A 22,286-nucleotide genomic window follows, 5' to 3' on the forward strand; every position below is an offset into this window, starting at 1 on the left:
CCTGCCCGCCGGGCTCCTTCGGAGCGCCGGGCGGTCGGACCGTGTACTGCCGTGTGCCCTGGCGCGCATCCGCCCAACCAGGGGAAACGTCTACCGAAGGCACGCAGGCCCGTGCTGTGCTGGTCGCATGACTCACAGTTGGCACTCCGGCCGTCGCGTCCCGTTCCTCGACACACTCACACCCGACGCGCGAGCGGCTCTGACCGAGCTGGGAGGAGGCCCACAGACGTTCTCCGCCGGGGAGGTCCTCATCGAGGAGGGTGAGGACCGGCAGGAGCTGTGGTTCCTCCACCGGGGAAAGGTGAAGGTGACCTGCCTGCTGGGCCGCGGTCGAGCCTGGCTGATGGACGTCAAGGGCGCCGGTGACGTAGTGGGTGAGGTGGCCGTGATGGACTCCGGACCGAGGTCGGCGACCGTCGTCGCGTCCACCGAGGTGGTCGCCACCGTCGTCTCCTGGCGGGACCTGCAACCGTTCTTCCGGAGCCATCCCGACGCGCTGCACGCCCTCTACCAGGTGCTCGGTGACCGGCTCCGCACGTCCGACCGCCGCCGCATGGAGTTCGGCGCGTACCCGGTCATGGTCCGACTGGCCCGGATCCTCGTCGAACTCGCGCTCACGTACGGGAAGCAGGGCCGGAACGCGACACGCATCGACGTGAACCTGTCCCAGCCCGAGTACGCCGACCTCATCGGGTCGAGGACGAACACCGTGCACAAGGCCCTCGCCGCGCTGCGCGAGGCCGAGCTGATCACCACCGGAGAACGGCAGACCCACGTCCAGGACCTCACCGAGCTGCGGAAGACCGCCCGACTGAGCGTGCCCACCGGCCGTCGCCGCCGCCACCGTTCCGCATAAATGCGGGATCCATGAGCCGGCCGCCCCCTTTCCCCCACAGTTGGCGTGCACCGCATCCAACTTCCTTGGAAAGGCGGCGAGTTGCCGTGACAGACACCCTCTCCCTCCGTCCTCCGGACGGATTCCCGCCCCGCCGGCTGTGCCTGGCCGCCGACATGGAGCACTACAGCCGCCTCGACACCCGGGCCCAGTCCGCCGTCCAGGCGGACCTGGTCCGGCTGCTGGACGAGGCGGCCCGGCTCTCCGGGCTGGACCGCACGGCCTGGGAACGCCAGCCGCAGGGCGACCTGGAGTTCGCGGTCCTCCCCGAGACGACGCCGGAACCCGCCCTGCTGGGGCCGTTCGTCCACCACCTGGCGGCCCGTCTCGGCACCCTCAACAGCCGTCCGGCCGCCCCGCGGATCCGGTTGCGGCTGGCGCTCGACACCGGCGTCGCCACCAGTGCCGCCCTCGGCCACGCCGGGCCGGCCCCGGTCGCCGTGGCACGGTACGTCAACGCGCCGCAGCTGAAAGCCGTCCTGGCCGCCCTCACCTCGGCCGACCTCGCCGTCATCGTGTCGGACCGGCTGTTCCAGGACACCGTGCGCTCCGGCCGCCCCGGGCTCGACCCGGCTCAGTACCTGCGCGCCCACGTGCGGGTCAAGGAGTTCGGCGGGTACGGCTGGATCCGGGTACCCGGCCACGGCCCCGACGAGATGCGGCCGTTCCTGGAGGGGCCGCCCGAACCGCGGCCCGCGCCCGAGGGCTCCGCCACCCGGCTGACCTCACTCTTCCAGCACGTGCGCCACGGGGTCGCCGTCGGCCGGGACGTGAACGGCGGCCTCACCGTCGGAGCGCCCCCGCCCGCCCCTGACAGCTCCCGGGTCCCCCGGTGACGGCCTCCCAGGACGCCGTGGCTCGGCCCCACCCGGACGTCGCCGCCCAGTGGGCGGACTACGGGGTGAACGTGGGTCACGCGGTGTACGGCGACATCCACATCCACCCGATCGCCGCCGCGGTCGGCCCGCCCGGGCACCGACCGGACGCGACCGGCCCGGCCTGGGCGGTGCGCCGCGCCGCCCTGGGCACCGCGTTCCGCTCCTTCGCCCGCGCCTGCGAACGGGCCGCCGCGGCACTGTCGTCCATCGGCCGGGTCCCGGCCGGAGAAGAGGAATGATGTCCTGGAACGATCCCCGCGTCTTCACCCTGGTCAACCGGGCGCTCCGCGCCATGCCCGACAGCAGCCGACCGCACCTCACGGTGGACGTCGGCCACCGTGAGGTGCGGCTCTCCCCGGAGGAGTGCAAGAGCGCCCTGTACGGACCGCACCGCGACGAGGCCCTGTGGACGGCGATCTGGCGGCAGACCGCCGCAGAGGCCCGGTACGAGCCCCGGGACGCCGCCGGCACGCACCGCCTTCTCGCCGTCTGGCTGGCCATACCCGGCGTGAACCGGAGCCTTCACCGGATCCTGCACCAGTTGCGGGTCGAACGCACCGACCTGGAGGCGGAAGCCGTGCTCGGCGTGCTCACCGCCCTCGACACCTCGGGCCCCGACACCACGAACACCGGCGGGCACCTGATCCGGACGGCGGTGAACCGGATGTGGAACTACGCCGTCCGGGCCCGGAGGGAAGTACCCGTGGTGGATGTCGCCCGCTTCGCCCGGGCCCGCAACACGCTGCCCCCGGCAGAGGAGCACCAGCGGCGACCCGGTACGTGGGAACTGCACGTCTCACCCCCGGCGCATCCCACCGGGCTGTTCGCCACCATCCGCTTCACCGAGTCCCGGCGCCGGGTGGAGGGCGAGCGGCTCGGTGCGCTCGCGCACGGCGCGGGACTGTCCGAGCTGGTCTTCCGCGCCCGCCGCCACCAGGAGGAAGAACTCCTCGGCACCCTGACGCTGCACCCTGCGGCAGGCCGGCGATGAACGCCCGGTCCGGCCCGCCCATGGGATTCGCCGAGGCCTTCGACCTGCCCCTGAGCATCGACGTGCGCACCGCGGCCCGCGCCGTCGGCGTCTGCCCCGGCACGGCGTACCGGCTCATCCGCCGGGGCACCTTCCCCTGCCCCGTGCTCCGGCTCGGCCGCCGCTACCGCATCGCCACCGCCGACCTGCTGCGCGCCCTCGGGATCGAGGAGCGCCCGGTCTACACGGCCGACCTGGAAGCCGGCGCCGCACACGCCGCCTGGCTCGACGACCTCTACACCAGTGAGACGGAGGAACCCTCGTGAACGCGCCGCAGCCCACCTCCCAGGAACTCGACCGCCCCCGGTCGTGCTTCGTCATCGGCCCCATCGGCAACCCGTACGCGAAGCACGGAAGCCCCGAACTCGACGCCTACGAGCACCACCTCACTGTCTTCGAGAAGGTGATCGCGCCCGCCTGCGAGAAGCACGGCTTCGTCGCCGTCCGGGCGGACGGCATCGCGCACGCCGGCGACATCACCGAGCAGGTCTGTCGGCACGTCATCGAGGACGGACTGGACGAGATGACCCGGCAGATGGACCTGATCACGCAGGCGATCGAGACCATCGGAACGGTCACCGAGCAGAACAGCAGCGAGTTGCTCGTCCTCACCCAGGCCAACGCCCCGATGAGCGCGTGTCTCGCGTCGGTGGCCCGGTTCTCGAGCACGCTCAGCACCCCGGCCGGTGAAATGCACGCCGCCGCCCAGGAGTTCGCGACCCGGATGACAGCCCTCGACAGCGGAATGCGAGCCGCGTTGAGCCTCATCGAAAACACCCCGCCCAAGGAGCGCGACGAGGGCAGTCTGGAATTCCTGGAACAGCTCGTCGCCCTGGAGGAGGCGTCCCGGATCGGGCTGTCGCAGATCAGCTCCTTCGGCACGGCTGCTGACGGCATGACTCTCCTGAGCCGCCACCTGCGCAAACCGGTGAAGGACATGTCCTCCGCTGTGAAACTGATGCTCTCCGTCGGCGCGTACATAGGCGAATGGGCCGACAAGGCCCGCACCCTGATCGAGAAAACCCTTGAGTGAATTCACTCCGGGCGGTACCCGGGCTCCGGAGCCCGGGTACCGCTCGCCGATGCGCCGATAGCCGCAACCGGCGTGCTGCTACAGCCAGTTGCGGCGCTTGAAGATCAGGTAGAGGCTGACGCAGACCACGCCCATCAGGCCGATCGCGAAGGGGTAGCCGAACATCCAGTGGAGTTCCGGCATCTCGTCGAAGTTCATGCCGTAGACGGTGCCGATGAGGGTGGGGGCGAAGAGGATGGCGGCCCAGGAGGAGATCTTCTTGATCTCGTCGTTCTGGGCGTGGCCGGCCTCGGCGAGCTGCTTCATCTCCTCGTTCTGGCGCTGGGAGACCAGGGTGGCGTTGACGGTGAGGATGTTCTGGAGCATCTGGCGGAAGCCGTCGACGCGTTCGGCGGCGTAGGTGGCGTGGTCGGCGACGTCGCGCAGGTAGCGCTGGAGTTCCTCGTCGGTGCCGTACTTCTGGAAGCCGCCCTCGAGGGCGCGGAGGATCTCCAGCAGGGGGCCGGTGGCGCGCTGGAACTCGATGACCTCGCGCGAGAGTTCGTAGATGCGGCGGGAGACCTCGGGGTCGCCGCCGAAGACCTCGGTCTCGATCTCGTCGATGTCGTGCTGGAGTCCGGCGATGACGGGGGCGTAGCCGTCGACGACGGCGTCCAGGACGGCGTAGAGGACGGCTTCGGGGCCGAGGGCGAGCAGTTCGGGGTCGGCTTCGAGGCGGCTGCGGACCATGGAGATGTCGGGCGACTGGGAGTGCCGGACGGTGAGGACGAAGTCGGGGCCGACGAAGAGGTGGATCTCGCCGAAGTCGACCTCCTCGACGTCGTCGAGGTAGCGGGCGGCGCGCAGCACGACGAACAGGGTGTCGCCGTAGCGTTCCAGCTTGGGGCGCTGGTGGGCGACGATGGCGTCCTCGAGGGCGAGCTCGTGGAGGTCGAACTTCTCGGCGGCTTCGACGAGTTGGGCCTCGGCGGGGCGGTAGAGGCCGATCCAGGCCATGGTGCCGGGCTTGCCGGGGAGTTCGCGGTAGATCTCGGCGAGGCTGGTGGGTGTCTCTATCCGGCGGCCGTCGCGGTAGACGGCGGCGTCGACGACGGAGCGTTCCAGCGAGACGGGTTCGTCGGAGTGGGGGTGCTGTTCGGAGCGCGGGTCCATCGAGTGCTCGGGGGCCGCGGTGCGGTCGGCGGGCCGCGGGGCGGGACGGCTGAAGGGTCGCTTGCTCGCGCGCACGGCGCGCACACGCCAGTCGGACACGGCGGTACCTCCACGGTTCTGGTGCCGCCGGGCCCGGACGGACGCGGACGCGGACGGGCGGGCGGGGCGGCGGGCCCCGGTGGCGGCCGCACGCGGGCGCGGGGCGGGGCCGGGCGTGAACGCGGGGGTTCAGCGGGCGGCGCGGCGCGGGCGCGGGCGGTGGTGCCGGGGGCCAGGAGCGGATGAGAACGTCCCGGAGCGGGGCCGACTTCGACCCGGACTACTGCACTCCACTGCTCTCACCTCCTGACGCTCCGGACGCCCGGGGGCGTCACGACCGCGGCCCAGTGTAGCCCCGTCGGCCCCGCCCGCCGCCCACCCGCGCCGCCCGCCCGCGCCGCCCGCCCGCCGCCCGCCTGCGCGGGAACACCGCCGGAAGCGCCCGCCCCGCACGCCCGTCCCGAATCGCCCGCGCGCGTCGCACGGCCGTTCCGGGCGTCCGAGGTGCCACGCTGGGCACGGCGGGTGGTCGGACGGTCCGCGCGACCGGTCCGCGGGTGGCCGGACGGTCCGCGCGACGCGCGCGCCGCCCGCGTCCCGGCCCCGCCGGCGTCCCGGTCCCGCCGCCTCCCCGGACCCGCGCGAGAAGGACCCGGCCGTGCCGCTCTTCGTCCCGTCCCCGCAACTGCTGCGCCCCGCGAGCCTGTTGGACGCGCCCGACAAGGTCCCGGACGCGCTGGCCGCCGGCACCCCGGAGCCGCTGCGGGCGGGCCTGGTGGGCCTGCTGGGCGAGGCGAAGGTGCTCAGCAAGGTGTCGGACCTGGTGAAGTACGCCTCCGACGCGAGCCCGTACCGCTTCGTGCCGCAGGTGGTGGTGGTCGCCGAGACGGTCCAGGACGTGGCCGCGGTGTTCGGCTACGCGCACCGCAACGGCCGCACGCTGGTGTTCCGGGCCGCCGGGACGTCGCTGAACGGGCAGGCGCAGGGCGAGGACATCCTGGTGGACGTCCGCCGCGCGTGGACCGGCGCCCGGATGCTGCCGGACGGCGTGCGCGCCCGGATCGCGCCGGGCACCACGGTGCTGCGGGCGAACGCGGCGCTGGCCCGGCACGGCCGGCTGCTGGGGCCGGACCCGGCCAGCGGGCGGGTGGCCACCGTGGGCGGCGTGGTCGCCAACAACGCGTGCGGGATGACGGCGGGCACCACCCGCAACTCCTACCGGCTGCTGTCCGAGGTGACCTTCGTGCTGCCGTCCGGCACCGTCGTGGACACCGGCGCGGCGGACGCCGACGCCCGGCTGCGGGAGGCCGAACCGGCGCTCCACGCGGGCCTGGCGGCGCTCAAGCGGGAGGTCGAGGCGGACCCCGCCCTGGTGGCCCGGATCCGGGCCAAGTACGAGCTGAAGAACACCAACGGCTACCGGCTGGACGCGCTGCTGGACGGCGCCACCCCGGTCGAGGTGCTGCGCGGCCTGGTGGTCGGCTCCGAGGGCACGCTGGGCTTCATCGCCGACACGGTCTTCGAGACGGTGCCGCTGGAGCGCCGCGCCACGACGGCGCTGCTGTTCTTCCCCGCCCTGGCGGACGCCGCCGCGGCCGTCCCCGGCTTCACCGCGCTGGGCGCCCGCGCCGTCGAGCTGATGGACGGCAACACGCTGCGCGCGCTGGCCTCCGTGCCGGGCGTCCCGGACGACTGGGCCCGGGTCCCGCGCGAGGTGACCGCCCTGCTGGTGGAGTTCCGCGCCCCGGACGAGGAGGCGCTGGCCGGGTACGAGGAGGCCGCCCGGCGCACCGTCGAACAGCTCGCCCTGGTCCGGCCGGTCGACTCCGCGACCAACGGCTTCACCCGGGACCGGGCCGTCGCCGCCGGGTACTGGCACGCCCGGGAGGCGTTCGTGACGGCCGTCGGCAAGGCCCGGCCGCCCGGCACCACGCTGATCACCGAGGACTTCGCCGTCCCGCCCGCCCGGCTGGCCGAGGCGTGCGCGGCGCTGCTCGAACTCCAGGCCGCGCACGGCTTCGACGCCGCCGTCTCCGGGCACGCCGCGCACGGCAACCTGCACTTCCTGCTCACCTTCGACGCCTCCCGCCCCGAGGACGTCCGCCGCTACGCCGCGTTCATGGACGCCTTCTGCACCATGACGGTCGAGCGCTTCGACGGCGCGCTGAAGGCCGAGCACGCCACCGGGCGCAACCTCGCGCCGTACCTGGCGCTCGAGTGGGGCGAGCGGGCCACCGCCCTGATGTGGCGGATCAAGGAGCTGTTCGACCCGCACGGGGTCCTCGCCCCCGGCGTGGTGCTCAGCCGCGACCCGGAGATCCACCTCAAGGGGCTCAAGTCCATCCCGCCGGTCGAGGCGGTCGCCGACCCCTGCATCGAGTGCGGCTTCTGCGAGGCCGTCTGCCCCAGCCACGACCTGACCACCTCGCCGCGCCAGCGGATCGTGCTGCGCCGCGAGATGACCCGCCAGGACGAGGGCTCCAGGGTGCTGGACGAACTGCTCGACTCGTACGGCTACGACGCGGTCGACACCTGCGCGGGCGACTCCACCTGCAAGCTGGCCTGCCCGGTCGGCATCGACACCGGCGCGCTGATGAAGGACTTCCGGCACCGGCGGCACTCGGCCTTCGAGGAGCGCGGCGCGCGGACGGCCGCCGACCGCTTCGCCCTGCTGGAGGCCGCCGCCCGCACCGGGTTGACCGCCGCCGCCCACCTGCCCGACCCGCTGCTGGCGGGCGCCACCGGCCTGGCCCGCGCCGCCGTCCGCCCCGACCTCGTCCCGGCCTGGCTGCCGGAGATCCCGTCCGGGGCGGCGAAGGCGCTGCCGCCCACCGGGCCGCGCGAGCGGGCCGCCGCCGTCTACTACGTGGCCTGCGTGAACCGGATCTTCGACTCCTCCGGCGACGGGCGGCACGCCTCGCTGCCGCAGGCCCTGGTCGAGGTCTCCCGGCGGGCCGGGCGGCCGGTGTGGATCCCCGCCGACCTGCCCGGGACGTGCTGCGCGACCATCTGGCACTCCAAGGGCTACGTCGAGGGCAACGCCCTGATGGCGAACCGGATCGTCGAACGGGCCTGGGAGTGGACCGGCCACGGCGAGCTGCCGCTGGTGGTCGACGCCTCCTCCTGCACGCTCGGCATCGCCGAGGAGGTCCTGCCGTACCTCGACGCGCGCAACCGGGAGCGCCACGCCCGGCTCACCGTCGTCGACTCCACCACCTGGGCCGCCGGCCTGCTCCCCCGCCTCACCGTCACCGCCCCGCTGACCAGCGCCGTCCTGCACCCCACCTGCTCGATGCGCCACCTGGACGTGGTCGGCGACCTGGCCGCCGTCGCCGGGGCCGTCAGCGCGGAGGTGGTCACCCCGGTGTACGCCGAGTGCTGCGGCTTCGCGGGCGACCGCGGCATGCTGCACGAGGAGCTGACCGCCGCCGCGACCCGGCACGAGGCCGCCGAGGTCCTCGCCCGGGACTTCGACGCCCACCTGAGCGCCAACCGGACGTGCGAGATCGGCATGGACCACGTCACCGGCCGCACCTACCGCTCCGTCCTGATCGCCCTGGAACAGGCCACCCGCCCGGCCGACTGATCCCCCGTCGGCCGGGCTACGGGCGGTGGACGGCCTCGCGGGCGACGATCAGCCGGTCCTCGGGGCGGATCGCGCCGATCCGCGGGTCGTTGTAGCGCAGCGGGCTGCCGTCGCGGACCACCGCCAGCAGGGGTTCGCGCACCCGGTCGGGGGACTGCCCGGTCTCGGCGACGGTGGGCGGGCGCTCGGCGACCTCCAGGCCGAGGCCCGCCGAGAGCAGGTCCTCCAGCACGGTGCCCACGGTCGGGTTGAGCGAGGCGACCCCCAGCAGGTGCCCGGCCGCGGCCGAGGAGGTGATGACGTTGTCGGCACCGCCCTCGCGCAGCAGCGGGGCGTTCTCGGCCCGGGCGACCGAGGCGGTGATGACGGCGGCGGGGTTCATCCGACGGGCGGTCAGCGCGGCGAGCACCGCGGTGTCGTCCCGGGTGGTGGCGATCAGCACGTGCCCGGCCTTGCCGAGCTCGGCCCGGTCGAGGATCTCGGCCCGGGTGCCGTCGCCGACGATGCCCGCCAGGCCGTGCCGGTTGGCCTCGTCCACCGCCGCCGGGCTGGTGTCCACCACCACGATCGCCCGGGGCGGCACGTCGCGGGCGCGCAGGGTCGCCACCGCCGCCCGGCCCTTGGTCCCGTACCCGACCACCACGGTGTGTCCGCGCACCGAGCGCCTCCACTTCTGCTCGCGCCACTCCGCGCGGGTGCGCTCGGTCAGCGCCCGGAACGTCGTCCCGACCAGGATCAGCAGGAACCCCAGCCGCAGCGGGGTGATGACCGCGGTGTTGACCAGCCGGGCCGTCCCGCTGACCGGCACCACGTCGCCGTAGCCGATCGTGGTCAGCGTCACTGCGGCGTAGTAGAAGCTGGTCGGCCAGTCGACCGGCCGCCCGGTGGAGTCCCGGTAGCCGCCGCGGCCGACGAACACCACGGCGGCGGCCAGCACCAGGATGCCCAGCCCGAGCAGCAGCCGCCCCAGGATCGTCCGTAGCGGCCCGCGCACCCGCCGCGGGGTCCGCAACCGTGCCCGCCACCGTTCCTCCCCGCCACCACCGCCCACTTCGCTCACGTTCCGAGTCTGCGCCGACCGGCCCGGCCCGGCGAACGCTCCGCCGCCCACCGGCGCCATCGGTCCCGTCGGCGGGGACGCTCACCGGACGTACCGTCATATGAGCGGACGGCAGGGGCGTGCGCGGGCTCGGCGGCTTGCCTCCGTGCGCCGGTCGGGTGAGGGTGCGGGAAGGTTTTGGCCGGGAATGCCCTGGGTTGCCCGAACCTGACGCACCACCGGAGCGTGAACGAGTGAGCACCCCTCCCCCGGCCGAACCGCAGCCCACCGACTCGCAGCCGACCGCCGACCAGCCCACCGTCCCGCAGCAGGCCGCCGTGCCGCAGCCGGCCGGCCCCGCACAGGCACCGGTCGTGTTCAACGCGCCGTTCTCGGACCGTTCCCAGTGGGCGGCCGGCGCCTCCTCCGCGTACCCGCGGGGCGGGCGGAACCCGGACGACAACAAGCTCGACCACCTGGTGCCCGGCTACGGCCCGGACGGGGACCGCTTCACCGCGGTGCGGGAGAACGCGCGCAGCTGGCGGACGCCGCTGGTGACCACCGAGGGCACCGCGGGCGGGTTCGAACTGCGGACCGGGGACCGGCTGGAGGCCCGCTGCCAGGTGACGGCCGACCAGGGCGTCTGGCCCGCGATCTGGACCTGGGGGCGGGACGTCGCCCCCGGCCGGTCGCAGCCCGGCCACGGGGAGGTGGACGTGATGGAGTACCACGACGGCCACCCGCGGATGCTGGAGCTGAGCAACCACGTCCGCCCCGGCGACCCGGCCTACCTGGACGACCTGGTGACGCCGGGCCGGTGGTTCACCCTCGCCTGCCTGTTCGGCCCCGACTCGGTCCGCTGGGAGCTGGACGGCCGTGAGGTGTACGCCGACGGCCGGGGCGTCGGCTCCGGCTGGCGGGCCTGGATCATCGTCAACCTGTCGGTCGCGGGCGGCCGTTGGGGCCACCGCAGTCCCCGCGCCAACAGCGGCCGGCTCTCCTGGCGCTGCCGGGACCTGACCGTCCGCCGCCCGCACTGACCCCACCCCGTCAGCCCGGCAGCGCGGCCAGGAACCCGGCGGCGGGGCCCCGTCACAACGCGACGGGGCCCCGCCGTACCGCGGCGGTCGCGCCCTACAGCTCCAGCGACACCCGGTAGCGGCGCAGCCACCCGTCGAGCAGCAGCACCACCTCGCCCGCGTTGCGCAGGTCCCGTCCGGGCGCGTCGGCGACGGCGTCCACCGCGGCGGTCAGGTCGAGCAGGTCGCGGCCGGGGGCGTTCCGGTCGGCCAGCAGGTCGCGCAGTTCGCCGCGCAGCGCCTCGCCGTAGCGCGGGTCCTGGGTGGAGGGGTAGGGGCTCTTGACCCGCTGGGCGACCGCCTCGGGCAGCACGTCGCGGGCGGCGGCGCGCAGCAGGGACTTCTCCCGGCCGTCGAAGGTCTTCATCGCCCAGGGGGTGTTGAAGACGTACTGGACCAGCCGGTGGTCGCAGAACGGGACGCGGACCTCCAGGCCGACGGCCATCGAGGCGCGGTCCTTGCGGTCCAGCAGGATCTGCACGAACCGGGTCAGGTGCAGGTGGCTGATCTCCCGCATCCGGCGTTCGTGGCCGCTCTCCCCGGCCAGCCGGGGCACGGCGGCCAGGGCTTCGCGGTAGCGGGCGTCCCGGTAGCCGGGGAGGTCGAGCCGGGCGAGCAGGCCGGGGGCGAGCAGCGACTGCGGCCCGAGGGTGGCGGTGCCGCCGCCGAATCCCCTGGTGAGGGTGTGGATCCAGGGGAAGCCGTCGTGGGCGACGGCCTGCGGGTCGTGGAACCACAGGTAGCCGCCGAACACCTCGTCGGCGGACTCGCCGGACAGCGCGACGGTGGACTGTTCGCGGATCGCCTTGAACAGCAGGTAGAGCGAGGTGTCGGCCTCGCCGAGGCCGACCGGCAGGTCGCGGGCGGCCAGGACGGCGTCGCGGTGGCGGCGTTCCATCAGGTCGGCGGTGTCCAGCACGATGTCGCGGTGCGCGGAGCCGACGTGGGCGGCCAGGGCGTGCGCGTAGGGGCCGTCGGGGGTGGCGCGCAGTTCGTCGGGGACGAAGTTCTCGGCCTGGCCGGTGAAGTCGACGGCGAAGGAGCGGACCGGTCCCCGTCCGGCGGCGGCCAGGCCGCGGGCGGCGAGCGCGGTGATCACCGAGGAGTCGAGGCCGCCGGAGAGCAGGGTGCAGAGCGGGACGTCGGCGATCAGTTGGCGGGCGACGATGTCGTCGAGCAGTTCGCGGACGGTGGCGATGGTGGTGGGCAGGTCGTCGGTGTGCTCGGACGACTCCAGCGCCCAGTAGCGGCGTTCGATCAGTCCTTCGCGGCGCACCCGCAGGGTGTGGCCGGGCTTGAGTTCGCGCATGCCGCGGTAGACGGCGTGGCCGGGGGTCTTGGTGAAGGCCAGCAGTTCGGCCAGGCCCTCGGCGTCGACCACGGCGCGGACCTCGGGGTGGGCGAGGATCGCCTTGGGTTCGGAGCCGAACAGGACGCCGTCGGGGGTGGGCCGGTAGTAGAGCGGTTTGATGCCCATCCGGTCGCGCACCAGCAGCAGTTCCTCGGCGCGCGGGTCCCACAGCGCGAAGGCGTACATGCCGTTGAGGTGCTCGGTGAACGCCTCGCCCCACTCCAGGTAGGCGTGCAGGGCGACCTCGGTGTCGCTCGCGGTCCGGAAGGCGTGGCCGCGGGCCTTCAGCTCGGCGCGCAGCTCTCGGTAGTTGTAGATCTCGCCGCTGTAGGTGGTGACCAGCACGGTGCGGCCGTCGTGCTCGGCGGTCATCGGCTGGCGTCCGCCGTCGAGGTCGATGACGGCGAGCCGGCGGTGTCCGAGGCCGACGTGGGTGTCCAGCCAGACGCCCGAGGCGTCCGGTCCGCGGCAGGCCATGGTCTGCGTCATCGCGGCGAGGGTGGCGTGCTCCGTGCTCAGGTCCCGGTCGAACGAGACCCATCCGGTGATCCCGCACATGCGAGGGGTGGCCCTTCCTCGAAGAGGCCGGTGCCGTGCCGTCCCGGTGGTGGCGGGGCGGGGCCGTCTCCCGTACGGCCGCACCGGCGCCCCGACGCTAGGCCCGGTGGGTGCATTCGACAACCAAAAGTTGGTCATGTACGCACAGTTCGGGCCACCCCCTCACCACCCCCCGCCATCACCCCCGCCACCACCCCCGTCGCCGCTCCTGCCGCCGTCCCGGGCCCGCCCCGCCCGGGGAGCCGGTCCGTTCGCCCACCCCCGCATCTGGCCCGAACCCGCCCCCGGGCCGCCCGAGCGGGCGTCAGGCCGACGCCGACGCCGACACCGGTGCCGGTGCCGGTGCCGACACCCGGTGCTCGGTGAAGCTGCGCGCCGTCGTCACCCCGGCCGTCCAGCGCAGCGCCTCCGGCCGGACCGGCTCGCCGCGCAGCAGCCGCAGGTACTGGCCGACCAGGTCCGCGCCCGCCGCCAGCGAGATCGGCAGGCCGCCCGAGCAGCGCGGGTTGACCTCCACCACCCGGGCCGGGCCGTCCTCCGCCAGGAAGCCCTGGACGTTGACCAGGCCGGTCAGGCCCAGCGCCCCGGTCAGCTCCGCCACCAGGACGTCCACCCGCGGGTCCGCGAACGTCGTCCCGCGGGTGGCGATGCCGCCGCGCACCTGGGTCCGCCAGCGCGGCACGGCGGCGTGCACGGTGCCGTCCCGGCCGATCAGGCAGTCCGCGGTGAACTCCCGTCCCGGCAGCAGGGTCTGCACGATCGGCTCGGGGACGCGGCGCAGCAGGGTCGGGAAGTCCGCCGGGTCGTGCACCGCGTGGACGTCCCGCGAGCCGCGCCCGCGCCGCGGTTTGACGATCCACGGGCCGGGCAGCTCGCCCGGCCCGCCGAGCGACGTCCCCGGGGCGGGGATGCCCTCGACGGCCCCGGCGAAGGCCCACTTGTCCAGGCAGGCGGTGACCGTCTCCGGGGCGGGAAACCAGGCCGCGACGCCCTTGTCCGCGAACTCCCGCTCCCGTCCGGCCAGTTGCTCCAGCTCCTCGCCCACCGTCACCACCAGCGCGTCGCACCGCCGCTCGACCGCGGTCGCCAGCAGCCGCTGCGCGAAGTCCGCCTCGCCGGCCGCCGGCAGCAGCACGCCCTCGTGGCCCAGGTGCAGGCCCACCCCGTGCGGGTCCGCGTCGCCCACCACCGGCACCAGGCCGGCCCGGGCCGCCTCCCGCGCCAGCACCACCCCGGCGGGCCCGCCGCCCCCGGTCACCAGCACCCGCACCGTCATCGCTCCTCCACCTCGTCCGTCTCGTCCGCCCTGTCCGTCCCGTTCGTCCTGTCCGCCCCGCCCGCCCCGCCCGCCCCGCCCGGCCCGCCCGGCCGCCGCGGGCGGCGTCCGATCCGCAGCGCGACCATCAGCAGCACGGCCAGCAGCAGCATCAGGTAGGACCACAGGGTGCCGCCCCAGTCGTGGAAGCCGACCATGGTGGGGATGCCGTAGTCCTGGCCCACCCAAAGCACGGCCACCAGCCGCGCCAGGTTCGCGGTGGCGAACAGCGCCGCCGCCGCGACCGCCCCGACCAGCCGCTGGCGCCACGTCCCGCCGAGGATCAGCAGCGAGACGCCCGCGCAGGCCGCCACGACGGTGAGCGCCGAACAGGACGGGGTGATCCGGATGAAGAACGGCTGGTACCCGTGGAAGCCGTGCACCAGGTCGGTGCCGGGCAGTTGGCGGACCATCGACAGCCCGCACCAGCGGGCCACCGTCCCGGTCGCCGCCGCCTCCGCCCGGGTGACCGGCCCGGCCGCCCAGTGGCCGAGGGCGAGGGTGGTGGCGATGACCGCCAGGACCCGCAGCAGCGGGGCCAGCGGCCGGGCCGGGCCGACCGCCGGGCGGGGCCGGGACGGGCGCGCCGCCCCGGGGAAGGTCGGGAGCCTCACAGCCGGGCCCCGATCGCCGCGTTGGGGGCGGCCGCGGTCCGCTCGGTCTTGACCCAGGAGTACGCGGAGCCGACCCGCCGGTCGATCAGGGCCCGGGTGCACAGCAGCATGGAGAGCACGAACAGCGCGGGGAACAGCAGCAGCAGGAAGACCTCCCGCCGCCGCGTCCCGGCCCGGACGAGTCCGCCGCCGATCTCCAGCACCGGTCCGGCCAGCATCAGCGGGGCGACCGGCCACAGCGGCACGGTGAGCGCCAGTCCGGGCCAGGAGGCTTCGACGCCCGCCAGCAGCAGGGCGACGGCGCACAGCACCGGCACGTGGTAGAGGTACAGGAACAGCAGGGCCTCCACCTTGCCGAGGGCGCCCAGGTGCCGGGAGCGCAGCAGCGCGTCCCGGTGGTCGGCGCAGACCTGCTGGTGGCCGCGCGCCCAGCGGTAGCGCTGGCGCCAGTAGCCGCGCAGCGTGGTGACGGCGAGTTCGGTGTCGACGGCGTCCTCCGCGTAGCCGACCCGGCGGCCGGAGAGCCAGACCCGGACGGTCAGGTCGGTGTCCTCGGTGACGGAGTCGACGTTCCAGCCGCCGAGTTCGCGCAGCACCGAGGTGCGCACCGCGCAGTTCGCGCCGCCGTACGCGGGCAGGCCGAAGGCGCTGCGCCGGCCGGCCATGTTGACCAGGTAGCCGCACAGGTAGTCGACGGCGACCAGGCGGGCGATCAGGCTGTCGCCGGGGTTGCGCACCACGCAGCGCCCCTGCGCGGCGCCGGTGCCGGGGTCGTCGAAGGCCCGTACCAGGGCCCGCAGGCAGCCGGGTTCGGGCTGGTGGTCGGCGTCGAAGACGACGGTGATCTCGCCGCGCACCAGTTCCAGCGCCTCGTTCAGCGCGGCGGACTTCCCGCCGACGGCGCCCGCGGCCCGGCGCAGCACCCGCCAGCGGGGGTGCGCCTCGGCGGCGCGCTCCAGCAGGGTGCCGGTGTCGTCGGCGGAGCGGTCGTCGACGAAGACCACGTCCAGCCGGTCGGCGGGGTAGTCGAGGGCGGCCAGCGCGCGGGTCAGCCCGTCCACCACCCTGGCCTCGTTGTGGCAGGGCACCAGCACCGTGACGCTCGGCAACTCGCCCTGCTCGTCGGCCGGTCGGGCCGGAGCGTGCAGCGCCCCGGCGAGCAGCACCAGGTGCCGCAACAGGTAGAGCCCGAACACCCCGGCGAGGAAGCCGGCCAGCGCGTGGTGCGCCCAGGCCGGGCGCCACCACAGCAGCCCGGCCGCCGCCACCGCCACCACCGCCGAGAGCGCCCACCGCGCCCGTTTCACAGCGCCTCCCGTACGGCGTCGAGCGCCTCCGCGACCGTCCCGAAGGACGCCGACTCGCTTCCTTGGTCCGCCCGTCGGCGGTACTCGCCCTGCCGGACCCGGAGCACCGGGATGCCCAGCCGGGCCGCGCCCGCGACGTCCTTGTCGGGCCGGTCGCCGACCATCAGCGCCTCGCCGGGCGCGCACCCGAGCAGTGCCAGCGCCTGCCGGAAGCCGTCGGGGGCGGGCTTGCGGGCGGCCCGCCCGCCGGGCAGTTCGTCGGTGCACACCACGTGCGGGAGCAGCGGGGCGAGGCCGGTGGCGACGAGTTTGGCGCGCTGCTGGGCCGGGTTGCCGTCGGTGAGCACCACCAGCGGGACGGCCGCGGCGAGCCGGGCCAGCCGTTCGGTGACGCCGGGGTACGGGTCGAGCCGCACCGGCCGGAACTCCCGGAACACGTCCACGAGTTCGGCCGCCGTCCGGGCCTCGTACCCGCCGACCCGCTCCAGGGCCCGGTCGACGATCCGCCCCCGGTCGCTGCCCTGCGCGGACACCTCGGCCAGCGCGGCGCGCAGGGCCGGGCGCAGCGCGGCGGGGGCGGCCTGCGCGACCGCGTCCCAGGCGGCGGCGAGGAACTGCGCCTGCGGGTAGAGGGTGTCGTCGAGGTCGAGCAGGACGCCCCGGCAGCGCGCCCCCGCGCCGGAGGCCGCCGTCCCCGTACCGGAACCCGCCACCGCCGTACCGGAACGCGCAGTCCCCGCGCCGGAGCCCGCCGTCGGCGTCATGCCCGGACCTGCCGGGGGACGGCCGTCGCGGCGGGCGCGGTGACGGTGAGGGTGAGCAGGCTGCGGGTCGCGGTGAACGCCTCGGCGGCCTCCAGGCGGCCCTGGAAGCCGCGGAAGCGGGCCTGGGCGGCGAGCGCGTCGAGGTCGACCCGGCGGGAGCCGACCACCTGGGAGAGGTGGTGGCGCAGCAGGGCGAGCTTGCCGGGGACGTGCCCGGTGACGTCGCTGTAGACGGTGGGGTGGAAGTCCAAGGTGGTGGGGCCCTCGTAGTGCAGCAGGTGGGGGTGGGTGCGGGCGGCGGCGACGGTGGCCCGGGCGGCGGCGCGGTGGTCCTGGTGGGAGTCCTCGGCGGCGTGGGTGAGCACCAGGTCGGGCCGGAACTCGGCGAGGACGTCCTCGATCCGCCGGGTGAGCGCGGCGTCGTGCGCCAACTCGCCGTCCCGGAAGCCACCCCGGTACAGCCGGGCGTCCAACTGCCGGGCGGCGGCCTGCTGTTCGCGGTCGCGCAGTTCGGGGTCGCCGGGGCCGAGCCGGCCGTCGGTGAGCACCAGCAGGCCGACCTCCGCGCCTTCCGCCCGGGCCTTCACCAGGGTCGCGCCGCAGCCGAGTTCGATGTCGTCGGGGTGCGCGCCGACGGCGAGGATCCGCATCAGGCCGCCCCCCGCCCGGGTTCGCGCAGCGCGAGCCGGTCCGCGCGGTGCAGGGTGGTGACGAGGGCGGCGATCCGCTCGCCGGTGCGCCCGTCCCCGTAGGGGCAGGGCAGTCCGGCGATCCGGCGCTGTTCGGCGGGGTCGAGCAGCCGCCGGGCGGCGGCCACCGCCCGGGCCGGGTCGAGTCCGGCGAGCGCGGCCTGGCCGAGGGCGACGCCCTCGGGCCGGGGGGTGCTCTCGCGCAGCACGACGGCGGGGACGCCGAACCAGCCGGCCTCCTCCTGGAGGCCGCCGGAGTCGGTGGCGACCAGGGTCGAGGAGGCGATCAACTCCAGCATCCGGCCGTGTGGTTGGGGTTCCAGCAGCTCGATGCCGGGGTGCCGCAGGCCGTCGGTGAGCCGGTGCGCGGCGAGCCGGTCGGCGGTGCGCGGGTGCAGCGGGAAGACCACCGGCCCGCAGCTGTCGGCCAGCGCCCGGACGGTGGCGACCAGCGCGGCCAGCCGCTCGGGCGCGTCCACCGTGCCCGGGCGGTGCGCGGTGACCAGGACGCCGCGCCGCCGCCCGACCGGCACCGCCGCCACGCCCGAGGTCCGCAGCACGTCCAGCACGGTGTTGCCGACCACGTGCACGGCGTCCGCCGGGACGCCCTCGCGCAGCAGGTTGTCCCGGGCGCCCTCGGTGGGGGCCAGGTGCAGGGTGGCGAGGTCGGCGGCGACGGTGCGGTTGTTCTCCTCCGGGGAGAGCGGGTTGCGCGAGCGCAGCCCGGCCTCGACGTGCGCGACGGGCACGCCGTGCCGCCGGGCGGCGAGCGCGACCAGCGGCACCGTCCAGGTGTCGCCCTGGACGACCGCCAGGTCGGGGCGCGGCCCGGCGGCGAAGTGGGCGAGGGCGTGGGCCAGCAGGGCGCCGGTGCGGGCGGCCTCGTCGCCGGTCAGCTCCCAGGACTCGTCCGGGGGGACGCCCAGGTCGGCGAAGAAGGCGCCGGCCATCCGCCGGTCGTGGTGCTGGCCGGTGGCGACGACCCGGACGCCGGCCCCGGCGGCGCGCAGGGCGTGCACGACGGGGGCGAGCTTGACGATCTCGGGGCGGGTCCCGGCGAAGACGGTGAGCTGCGGGGCCCGGCCGGGACGGGTGGTCCCGGCCGGGGTCCGCCGGTGTGCGGCGTTCATCAGGAGACGGGGACCTCGAGTCCGCTGCGGTGCTTCTGCCAGGCGGAGTAGCCCGCGTACCCAGCGCCGGCGGCGAGCGCGGCGCCGGCCAGCAGCGCGCCGGAGCCGAAGGCGGGGGTGTCGACGGTGGCGGCGGTACGAACGATGGTGACCCGGTCGATCTCGGTGCCGGCCTTGGCGCCCTCCACCGAGATGCCGCGCACGGTGAGCGTGGCGGTGCCGCCGGGGGCGGCGGGCTTGACGTCCACGGCGAGCAGGTTGTGCCCGCGGTAGCGCACCCGGGACCAGTCGACCGCCTCGGTGACCTTGCCGCCGGCGCCGAAGTAGCCGGCCGCGACGCCGGAGGCGTCCTTGACGTTGCCCGCGTAGCTCTCCGGCCCGTTCGAGGGCAGGCTGTACAGGCTCGCGCCGCCGCCGCCCGCCACGATGTAGGTGGTGCCGTCGGTGACCGGGCTGACGGTGTCGCCGACGCCCGCGGTGCGGGTGGGCTTGCCGCCGCGGATCGGGTCGGTGCGCTCGTACATGTGGTTGTGGCCGTTGATGACCAGGTCCACGTTGTACTTGTCGAACAGCGGGGCCCACTTCTCCCGGACGCCGCCGTCGGAGACGTGGCTGGTGGTCACCGCGTAGGCGCAGTGGTGGAAGAAGACGATGATGAAGTCGATGGTGGGCTTGGCCCGCAGGTCGGCGAGGGTGCGCTCCAGCCAGCTGGTCTGGGCGCCGCCCGAGTAGTCCTTGTTGGCCGGGATCTCGTAGGAGACGTCGTTGGCGTCCAGCGACAGCACCGCGACGTTGCCGTAGGTGAAGGCGTACACGCTGGGGCAGTTGGCGGGGCCGTTGGTCGGCAGGTCCAGGCGCTTGGCGTGGCCGCCGTAGCCGTTGGGCGAGTACCAGGCCTCCATGTCGTGGTTGCCGGTGGCGACCATCCACGGCACGGACTGGGCGACCGGCTCGATCTGCTTGAGGTAGCCGTCCCAGACCGCCGGGTTGTAGCTGTCGTTCAGCTTGCCCTGGCCGTTGGGGTCGGCGTAGCAGATGTCGCCGGCGAGCAGGTGGAAGACCGGGTTCTGCGCGGTGATCTGCGCGTTCTCCAGCGCGGCCTGGGCGCTGGCGCCCTGGTCGCCCATCGCGGTGAAGGTGAACGGCTTGAGGCCGGAGCCGCTGCCGGCGGGGCCGGTGGTGAAGGAGTTCACCGGGCCGGACGCGGCCTCCAGGCCCTCGTGGCCGACGGCGTAGTAGTACGTGGTGTTCGGTTCGAGCTTGTCGAGCGCGGCGTGCCCGTAGTACTGCTCCAGCGGGGCGCCGGTGCCGTAGTCGCTGTGCAGGTTGCGGATCTCGGCCTGCACGGTCTGGCTCAGGTCGGTGGGCGAGGTGCCCACCCGCAGCACGGGGTTGGTGACCGCGGACGGCACCTGCCAGCCGACCCGCATCTGGGTGGCCGGGTCGTTGCCGAACGCGAGGTGCCGGCCGAACGGCACCACGGCCGAGCCGGGCGTGTCGGCGTACGCCGGGCGGCTGAGCAGCATCGGTCCGGCCGCGACGGCGGCGGCGCCGAAGACGCCGGCCCGCAGCACGCTGCGCCGCGACACGCCCTTGCGGACGTACTGCCAGTACTCGTACTGCTCGGCGATGGTCATCTCGTCGGCCCGGCGGCGCGACACCCGGAAGCCGGGAAGGTCCACGGGATTTCCCTTCGTGGTGTGGTGGTGCGGAAGCGGAACCTCGCCTTCGCCCGATGGAGGTTCACGCCCCGAGATGACCTGTTCGGAGACAGCCGGTAAACATTCATACGATCAGATCGGGCGCTCCGGTGAAGATCGCCTGAATGCCACCTGGTGGTCCCCGGCGGCACCCCCCTCTCGCGCCCGCCGCCCGGCGGTGGTGAACTGTTGCGGTGAGTGATCAGCGCGACAGCACCGAACCCCCGCTCCCCGGCACGGCCGTCGAGCGCCGCCCGGCCCCCGTGGTCCGCTGCCGCCGCTGCCACCGCCCGCTGCACAGCCCCGAGTCCCGCTGGGAGAAGCTCGGCCGCCACTGCGCCGACGCCCCCGAGCGCACCCGGGTCTACGTCATCGACCAGGACCACCTGCCGGGCACCTGATCCCCCGTCAGCCCCCGCCCGCCCGCACCGCACCGGACCGGAGCGCACCGGACCGCACCGCCCCGGACCGGCGGGGGCTCCCGCTCACCCCGCCGCCTCCCGAACCGCCCGGCTCCCCCCGCCCGCCAGCACGTCCTCGCACCCGCAGCCGGGCCCGGTGGCCGGATGGGTCGGGGGGCCGTCGTACCCGGCGCGGCGTTCGCGGTCGGCCAGCGCCCCGGCCAGGACGGCCCGGTGGACGGCCCGGGCCAGCCGGGCGCCCCAGCGGGAGCGGGGGCCGCCGAAGGGCTCGACCGCCGCGCCCGGCCGCGGGGCGCGGACCGCGACGCAGACCGCGTCGGAGGGGGTGCCGGAGCAGTCGTACCCGGCCTCCAGCAGGGCCTGGACCTTCGCCTCGGTGGCGGTGGTGAGCAGGTTGAGCAGCCCGGCGTCGGAGAGCGGCGCGGGGACGACGGCCAGGATGTTGATGGTGCCGGGCGCGTGGCGGGCGGGCGGGACCTCGGGGGCGGCGGCCCAGGTGGGGACGCCGATGCCGGTGGTGACCACGGCGGTGGCGCCGCCGTCCTCGGCCCAGGTGCAGGCGTCCACCTCGGCGGCCGTCATCAGTCCGGTGCCGGGGCCGGTCAGGCCCTGCGCGGCGGCGAGTTCGGCCAGGTGCCCGGCCGGGTCCATCCGCCCGTACCCGGCCCGGACCTGAGCGTTGAGCACCCAGTGCCGCTCGCCCAGGCCGCCGCCGAGGACGCCGGAGCCGGCCATCCGCCAGCCCGGCCCGGCCCGCCACACCAGCAGGTGCCGGCACGCCCCGTCCTCGATCCGCCCGGCCCGCTGCACCGTCACCACCGGGGCCGCCGGGTCCACCAGGTCCCCCGCGCCCGCCCCGTCCGCCCCGTCCGCCCCGTCCGCCGCCCGCTCCTCGCTCATGGTCCGCCAGCCAACCACACCGCGGCGGCCGGAATTCGCCCCGGCCCGACCGGATGCGGCAGAGTGGCGTCATGACCCCGCCCCCCGCCGCGCCCGCCGCCCGCGCCGCCCGCGCCCCGGCGGCCGGGGCGCGCCGCCGACCGGTGCAGCAGCGCAGCCAGGAGCGCTACGAGCGGCTGCTGGACGCCTGCGCGGGGCTGCTGGACGAGGCCGGGCCGGCCGGGCTGACCACCAAGGAGGTGGCGCTGCGCGCCCAGGTGCCGATCGGCACCCTCTACCAGTTCTTCGCGGGCAAGGAGGGCCTGCTGGCGGCCCTCGCCGAACGCAACCTGGCCCGCTTCCTGGACGGCCTGGCCCGCCGGGTCGCGGCGGCCGGCTCCCCCGACCTGGCCGCCTTCACCGACCACGCGGTGGACGAGTTCGTCACGATGAAGCGCTCCGTGCCGGGCTTCGGCCACCTGGACTTCGGCCTGGTCGGCACCGTCCCCGCCGAGGTCGACGAGCTGCACCTGCTGGACGCCGAGCTGGACAACAACGCGGCGGTCGCCGTCCGGCTGCGCGCCATCGGCGGCGGGCTGTTCGCGGCGCCCGGGTACGGGCTGGCCCTGCGGGTGGCGATGGAGTGCGCGGACGCGGTGCTGAAGCTGGCGTTCCGGGCCGATCCGGCGGGCGACCCGGTGCTGATCGCCGAGTGCAAGCGGCTGGTGCGCAGCTACCTCGCCGACGTCCCGCCGCGCGGGTGACGGGTTCGGCTTTGCGCCGTCCGGGTAGCCGCCGCACAGTGGAAGGGAAGTCCGAAGGCCCT

21 protein-coding genes are annotated in these 22,286 nt (G+C 75.1%); 10 read left to right on the top strand and 11 right to left on the bottom strand.

Features of this window, described 5'->3' with window-relative positions; translation table 11 throughout:
* The first annotated feature begins 127 nt into the window (after positions 1 to 127).
* The 6 genes from ACIP60_RS18380 to ACIP60_RS18405 all read left to right on the top strand — a co-directional run bounded on the left by ACIP60_RS18380 (position 128) and on the right by ACIP60_RS18405 (position 3,836).
* Positions 128 to 856, top strand: coding sequence for a Crp/Fnr family transcriptional regulator (locus ACIP60_RS18380; protein WP_400685455.1), 729 nt, complete (start codon positions 128 to 130; stop codon positions 854 to 856).
* An 86-nt stretch (positions 857 to 942) separates the two neighbouring features.
* Positions 943 to 1,731, top strand: coding sequence for a hypothetical protein (locus ACIP60_RS18385; protein WP_400685458.1), 789 nt, complete (start codon positions 943 to 945; stop codon positions 1,729 to 1,731).
* Between the two features lie 17 nt (positions 1,732 to 1,748).
* On the top strand, positions 1,749 to 2,012 hold the full coding sequence (locus ACIP60_RS18390) for a hypothetical protein (protein WP_400685461.1): 264 nt from the start codon (positions 1,749 to 1,751) through the stop codon (positions 2,010 to 2,012).
* Positions 2,012 to 2,764 (top strand): hypothetical protein, encoded by a 753-nt coding sequence (locus tag ACIP60_RS18395; protein WP_400685464.1) that lies wholly within the window; start codon positions 2,012 to 2,014, stop codon positions 2,762 to 2,764. The genes ACIP60_RS18390 and ACIP60_RS18395 overlap by 1 nt, the downstream gene beginning before the upstream one ends.
* Positions 2,761 to 3,069 carry a helix-turn-helix domain-containing protein gene (locus ACIP60_RS18400; RefSeq protein WP_400685466.1) on the top strand — a complete coding sequence of 103 codons (309 nt, stop codon included), beginning with the start codon at positions 2,761 to 2,763 and terminating at the stop codon, positions 3,067 to 3,069. Before ACIP60_RS18395 ends, ACIP60_RS18400 begins: the two co-directional genes overlap by 4 nt.
* Entirely contained in the window at positions 3,066 to 3,836 is a 771-nt protein-coding gene (locus tag ACIP60_RS18405) for a hypothetical protein (RefSeq protein ID WP_400685469.1), read from the top strand. The genes ACIP60_RS18400 and ACIP60_RS18405 overlap by 4 nt, the downstream gene beginning before the upstream one ends.
* A gap of 78 nt (positions 3,837 to 3,914) precedes the next feature.
* On the opposite strand, the gene ACIP60_RS18410 is transcribed toward ACIP60_RS18405, so the two are convergent.
* A complete protein-coding gene (locus tag ACIP60_RS18410) occupies positions 3,915 to 5,087 on the bottom strand; it encodes a magnesium and cobalt transport protein CorA (RefSeq protein WP_400685472.1) in 1,173 nt (390 codons plus the stop codon).
* Between the two features lie 598 nt (positions 5,088 to 5,685).
* Here ACIP60_RS18410 and ACIP60_RS18415 point away from each other — a divergent pair.
* Positions 5,686 to 8,613, top strand: a complete 2,928-nt coding sequence (locus tag ACIP60_RS18415) for an FAD-binding and (Fe-S)-binding domain-containing protein (protein ID WP_400685475.1) — start codon at positions 5,686 to 5,688, stop codon at positions 8,611 to 8,613.
* Positions 8,614 to 8,629: 16 nt separating this feature from the next.
* Here ACIP60_RS18415 and ACIP60_RS18420 read toward each other — a convergent pair whose 3' ends face one another.
* Positions 8,630 to 9,673 (bottom strand): potassium channel family protein, encoded by a 1,044-nt coding sequence (locus ACIP60_RS18420; RefSeq protein ID WP_400685478.1) that lies wholly within the window; start codon positions 9,671 to 9,673, stop codon positions 8,630 to 8,632.
* 233 nt (positions 9,674 to 9,906) lie between these two features.
* Here ACIP60_RS18420 and ACIP60_RS18425 point away from each other — a divergent pair, with 233 nt between their 5' ends.
* Complete coding sequence (locus tag ACIP60_RS18425) at positions 9,907 to 10,692, top strand: beta-glucanase (protein WP_400685481.1); 786 nt, start codon at positions 9,907 to 9,909, stop codon at positions 10,690 to 10,692.
* 94 nt (positions 10,693 to 10,786) lie between these two features.
* Here ACIP60_RS18425 and asnB read toward each other — a convergent pair whose 3' ends face one another.
* The 8 genes from asnB to ACIP60_RS18465 all read right to left on the bottom strand — a co-directional run bounded on the left by asnB (position 10,787) and on the right by ACIP60_RS18465 (position 20,141).
* Positions 10,787 to 12,640, bottom strand: coding sequence for an asparagine synthase (glutamine-hydrolyzing) (gene asnB, locus ACIP60_RS18430; protein WP_400685484.1), 1,854 nt, complete (start codon positions 12,638 to 12,640; stop codon positions 10,787 to 10,789).
* 304 nt (positions 12,641 to 12,944) lie between these two features.
* Positions 12,945 to 13,916: an ATP-grasp domain-containing protein gene (locus ACIP60_RS18435; RefSeq protein ID WP_400685487.1), complete on the bottom strand. Its 972-nt coding sequence runs from the start codon at positions 13,914 to 13,916 to the stop codon at positions 12,945 to 12,947.
* Entirely contained in the window at positions 13,913 to 14,569 is a 657-nt protein-coding gene (locus ACIP60_RS18440) for a hypothetical protein (RefSeq protein WP_400685490.1), read from the bottom strand. The genes ACIP60_RS18435 and ACIP60_RS18440 overlap by 4 nt, the downstream gene beginning before the upstream one ends.
* Positions 14,566 to 15,876, bottom strand: a complete 1,311-nt coding sequence (locus ACIP60_RS18445; protein WP_400685493.1) for a glycosyltransferase — start codon at positions 15,874 to 15,876, stop codon at positions 14,566 to 14,568. Before ACIP60_RS18445 ends, ACIP60_RS18440 begins: the two co-directional genes overlap by 4 nt.
* Positions 15,873 to 16,589: an HAD family hydrolase gene (locus ACIP60_RS18450; protein WP_400685496.1), complete on the bottom strand. Its 717-nt coding sequence runs from the start codon at positions 16,587 to 16,589 to the stop codon at positions 15,873 to 15,875. Before ACIP60_RS18450 ends, ACIP60_RS18445 begins: the two co-directional genes overlap by 4 nt.
* 47 nt (positions 16,590 to 16,636) lie before the next feature.
* A complete protein-coding gene (locus ACIP60_RS18455; protein WP_400685499.1) occupies positions 16,637 to 17,290 on the bottom strand; it encodes a PIG-L deacetylase family protein in 654 nt (217 codons plus the stop codon).
* Positions 17,290 to 18,459 carry a non-hydrolyzing UDP-N-acetylglucosamine 2-epimerase gene (wecB, locus tag ACIP60_RS18460; RefSeq protein ID WP_400685502.1) on the bottom strand — a complete coding sequence of 390 codons (1,170 nt, stop codon included), beginning with the start codon at positions 18,457 to 18,459 and terminating at the stop codon, positions 17,290 to 17,292. The genes ACIP60_RS18455 and wecB overlap by 1 nt, the downstream gene beginning before the upstream one ends.
* A complete protein-coding gene (locus ACIP60_RS18465; protein ID WP_400685505.1) occupies positions 18,459 to 20,141 on the bottom strand; it encodes a purple acid phosphatase family protein in 1,683 nt (560 codons plus the stop codon). Before ACIP60_RS18465 ends, wecB begins: the two co-directional genes overlap by 1 nt.
* Positions 20,142 to 20,353: 212 nt before the next feature.
* Between ACIP60_RS18465 and ACIP60_RS18470 the strand changes: the two genes are divergently transcribed.
* Entirely contained in the window at positions 20,354 to 20,560 is a 207-nt protein-coding gene (locus ACIP60_RS18470) for a DUF6011 domain-containing protein (RefSeq protein WP_100834910.1), read from the top strand.
* Positions 20,561 to 20,644: 84 nt separating this feature from the next.
* Here ACIP60_RS18470 and ACIP60_RS18475 read toward each other — a convergent pair whose 3' ends face one another.
* Positions 20,645 to 21,481 (bottom strand): adenosylcobinamide amidohydrolase, encoded by an 837-nt coding sequence (locus tag ACIP60_RS18475; protein WP_400685509.1) that lies wholly within the window; start codon positions 21,479 to 21,481, stop codon positions 20,645 to 20,647.
* A 71-nt stretch (positions 21,482 to 21,552) separates the two neighbouring features.
* Here ACIP60_RS18475 and ACIP60_RS18480 point away from each other — a divergent pair, with 71 nt between their 5' ends.
* Positions 21,553 to 22,224, top strand: a complete 672-nt coding sequence (locus tag ACIP60_RS18480; protein ID WP_400685512.1) for a TetR/AcrR family transcriptional regulator — start codon at positions 21,553 to 21,555, stop codon at positions 22,222 to 22,224.
* Positions 22,225 to 22,286: the final 62 nt, after the last annotated feature.

This window comes from Kitasatospora sp. NPDC088783 (genome assembly GCF_044750705.1).
GTDB classification, from domain to species: domain Bacteria; phylum Actinomycetota; class Actinomycetes; order Streptomycetales; family Streptomycetaceae; genus Kitasatospora; species Kitasatospora fiedleri.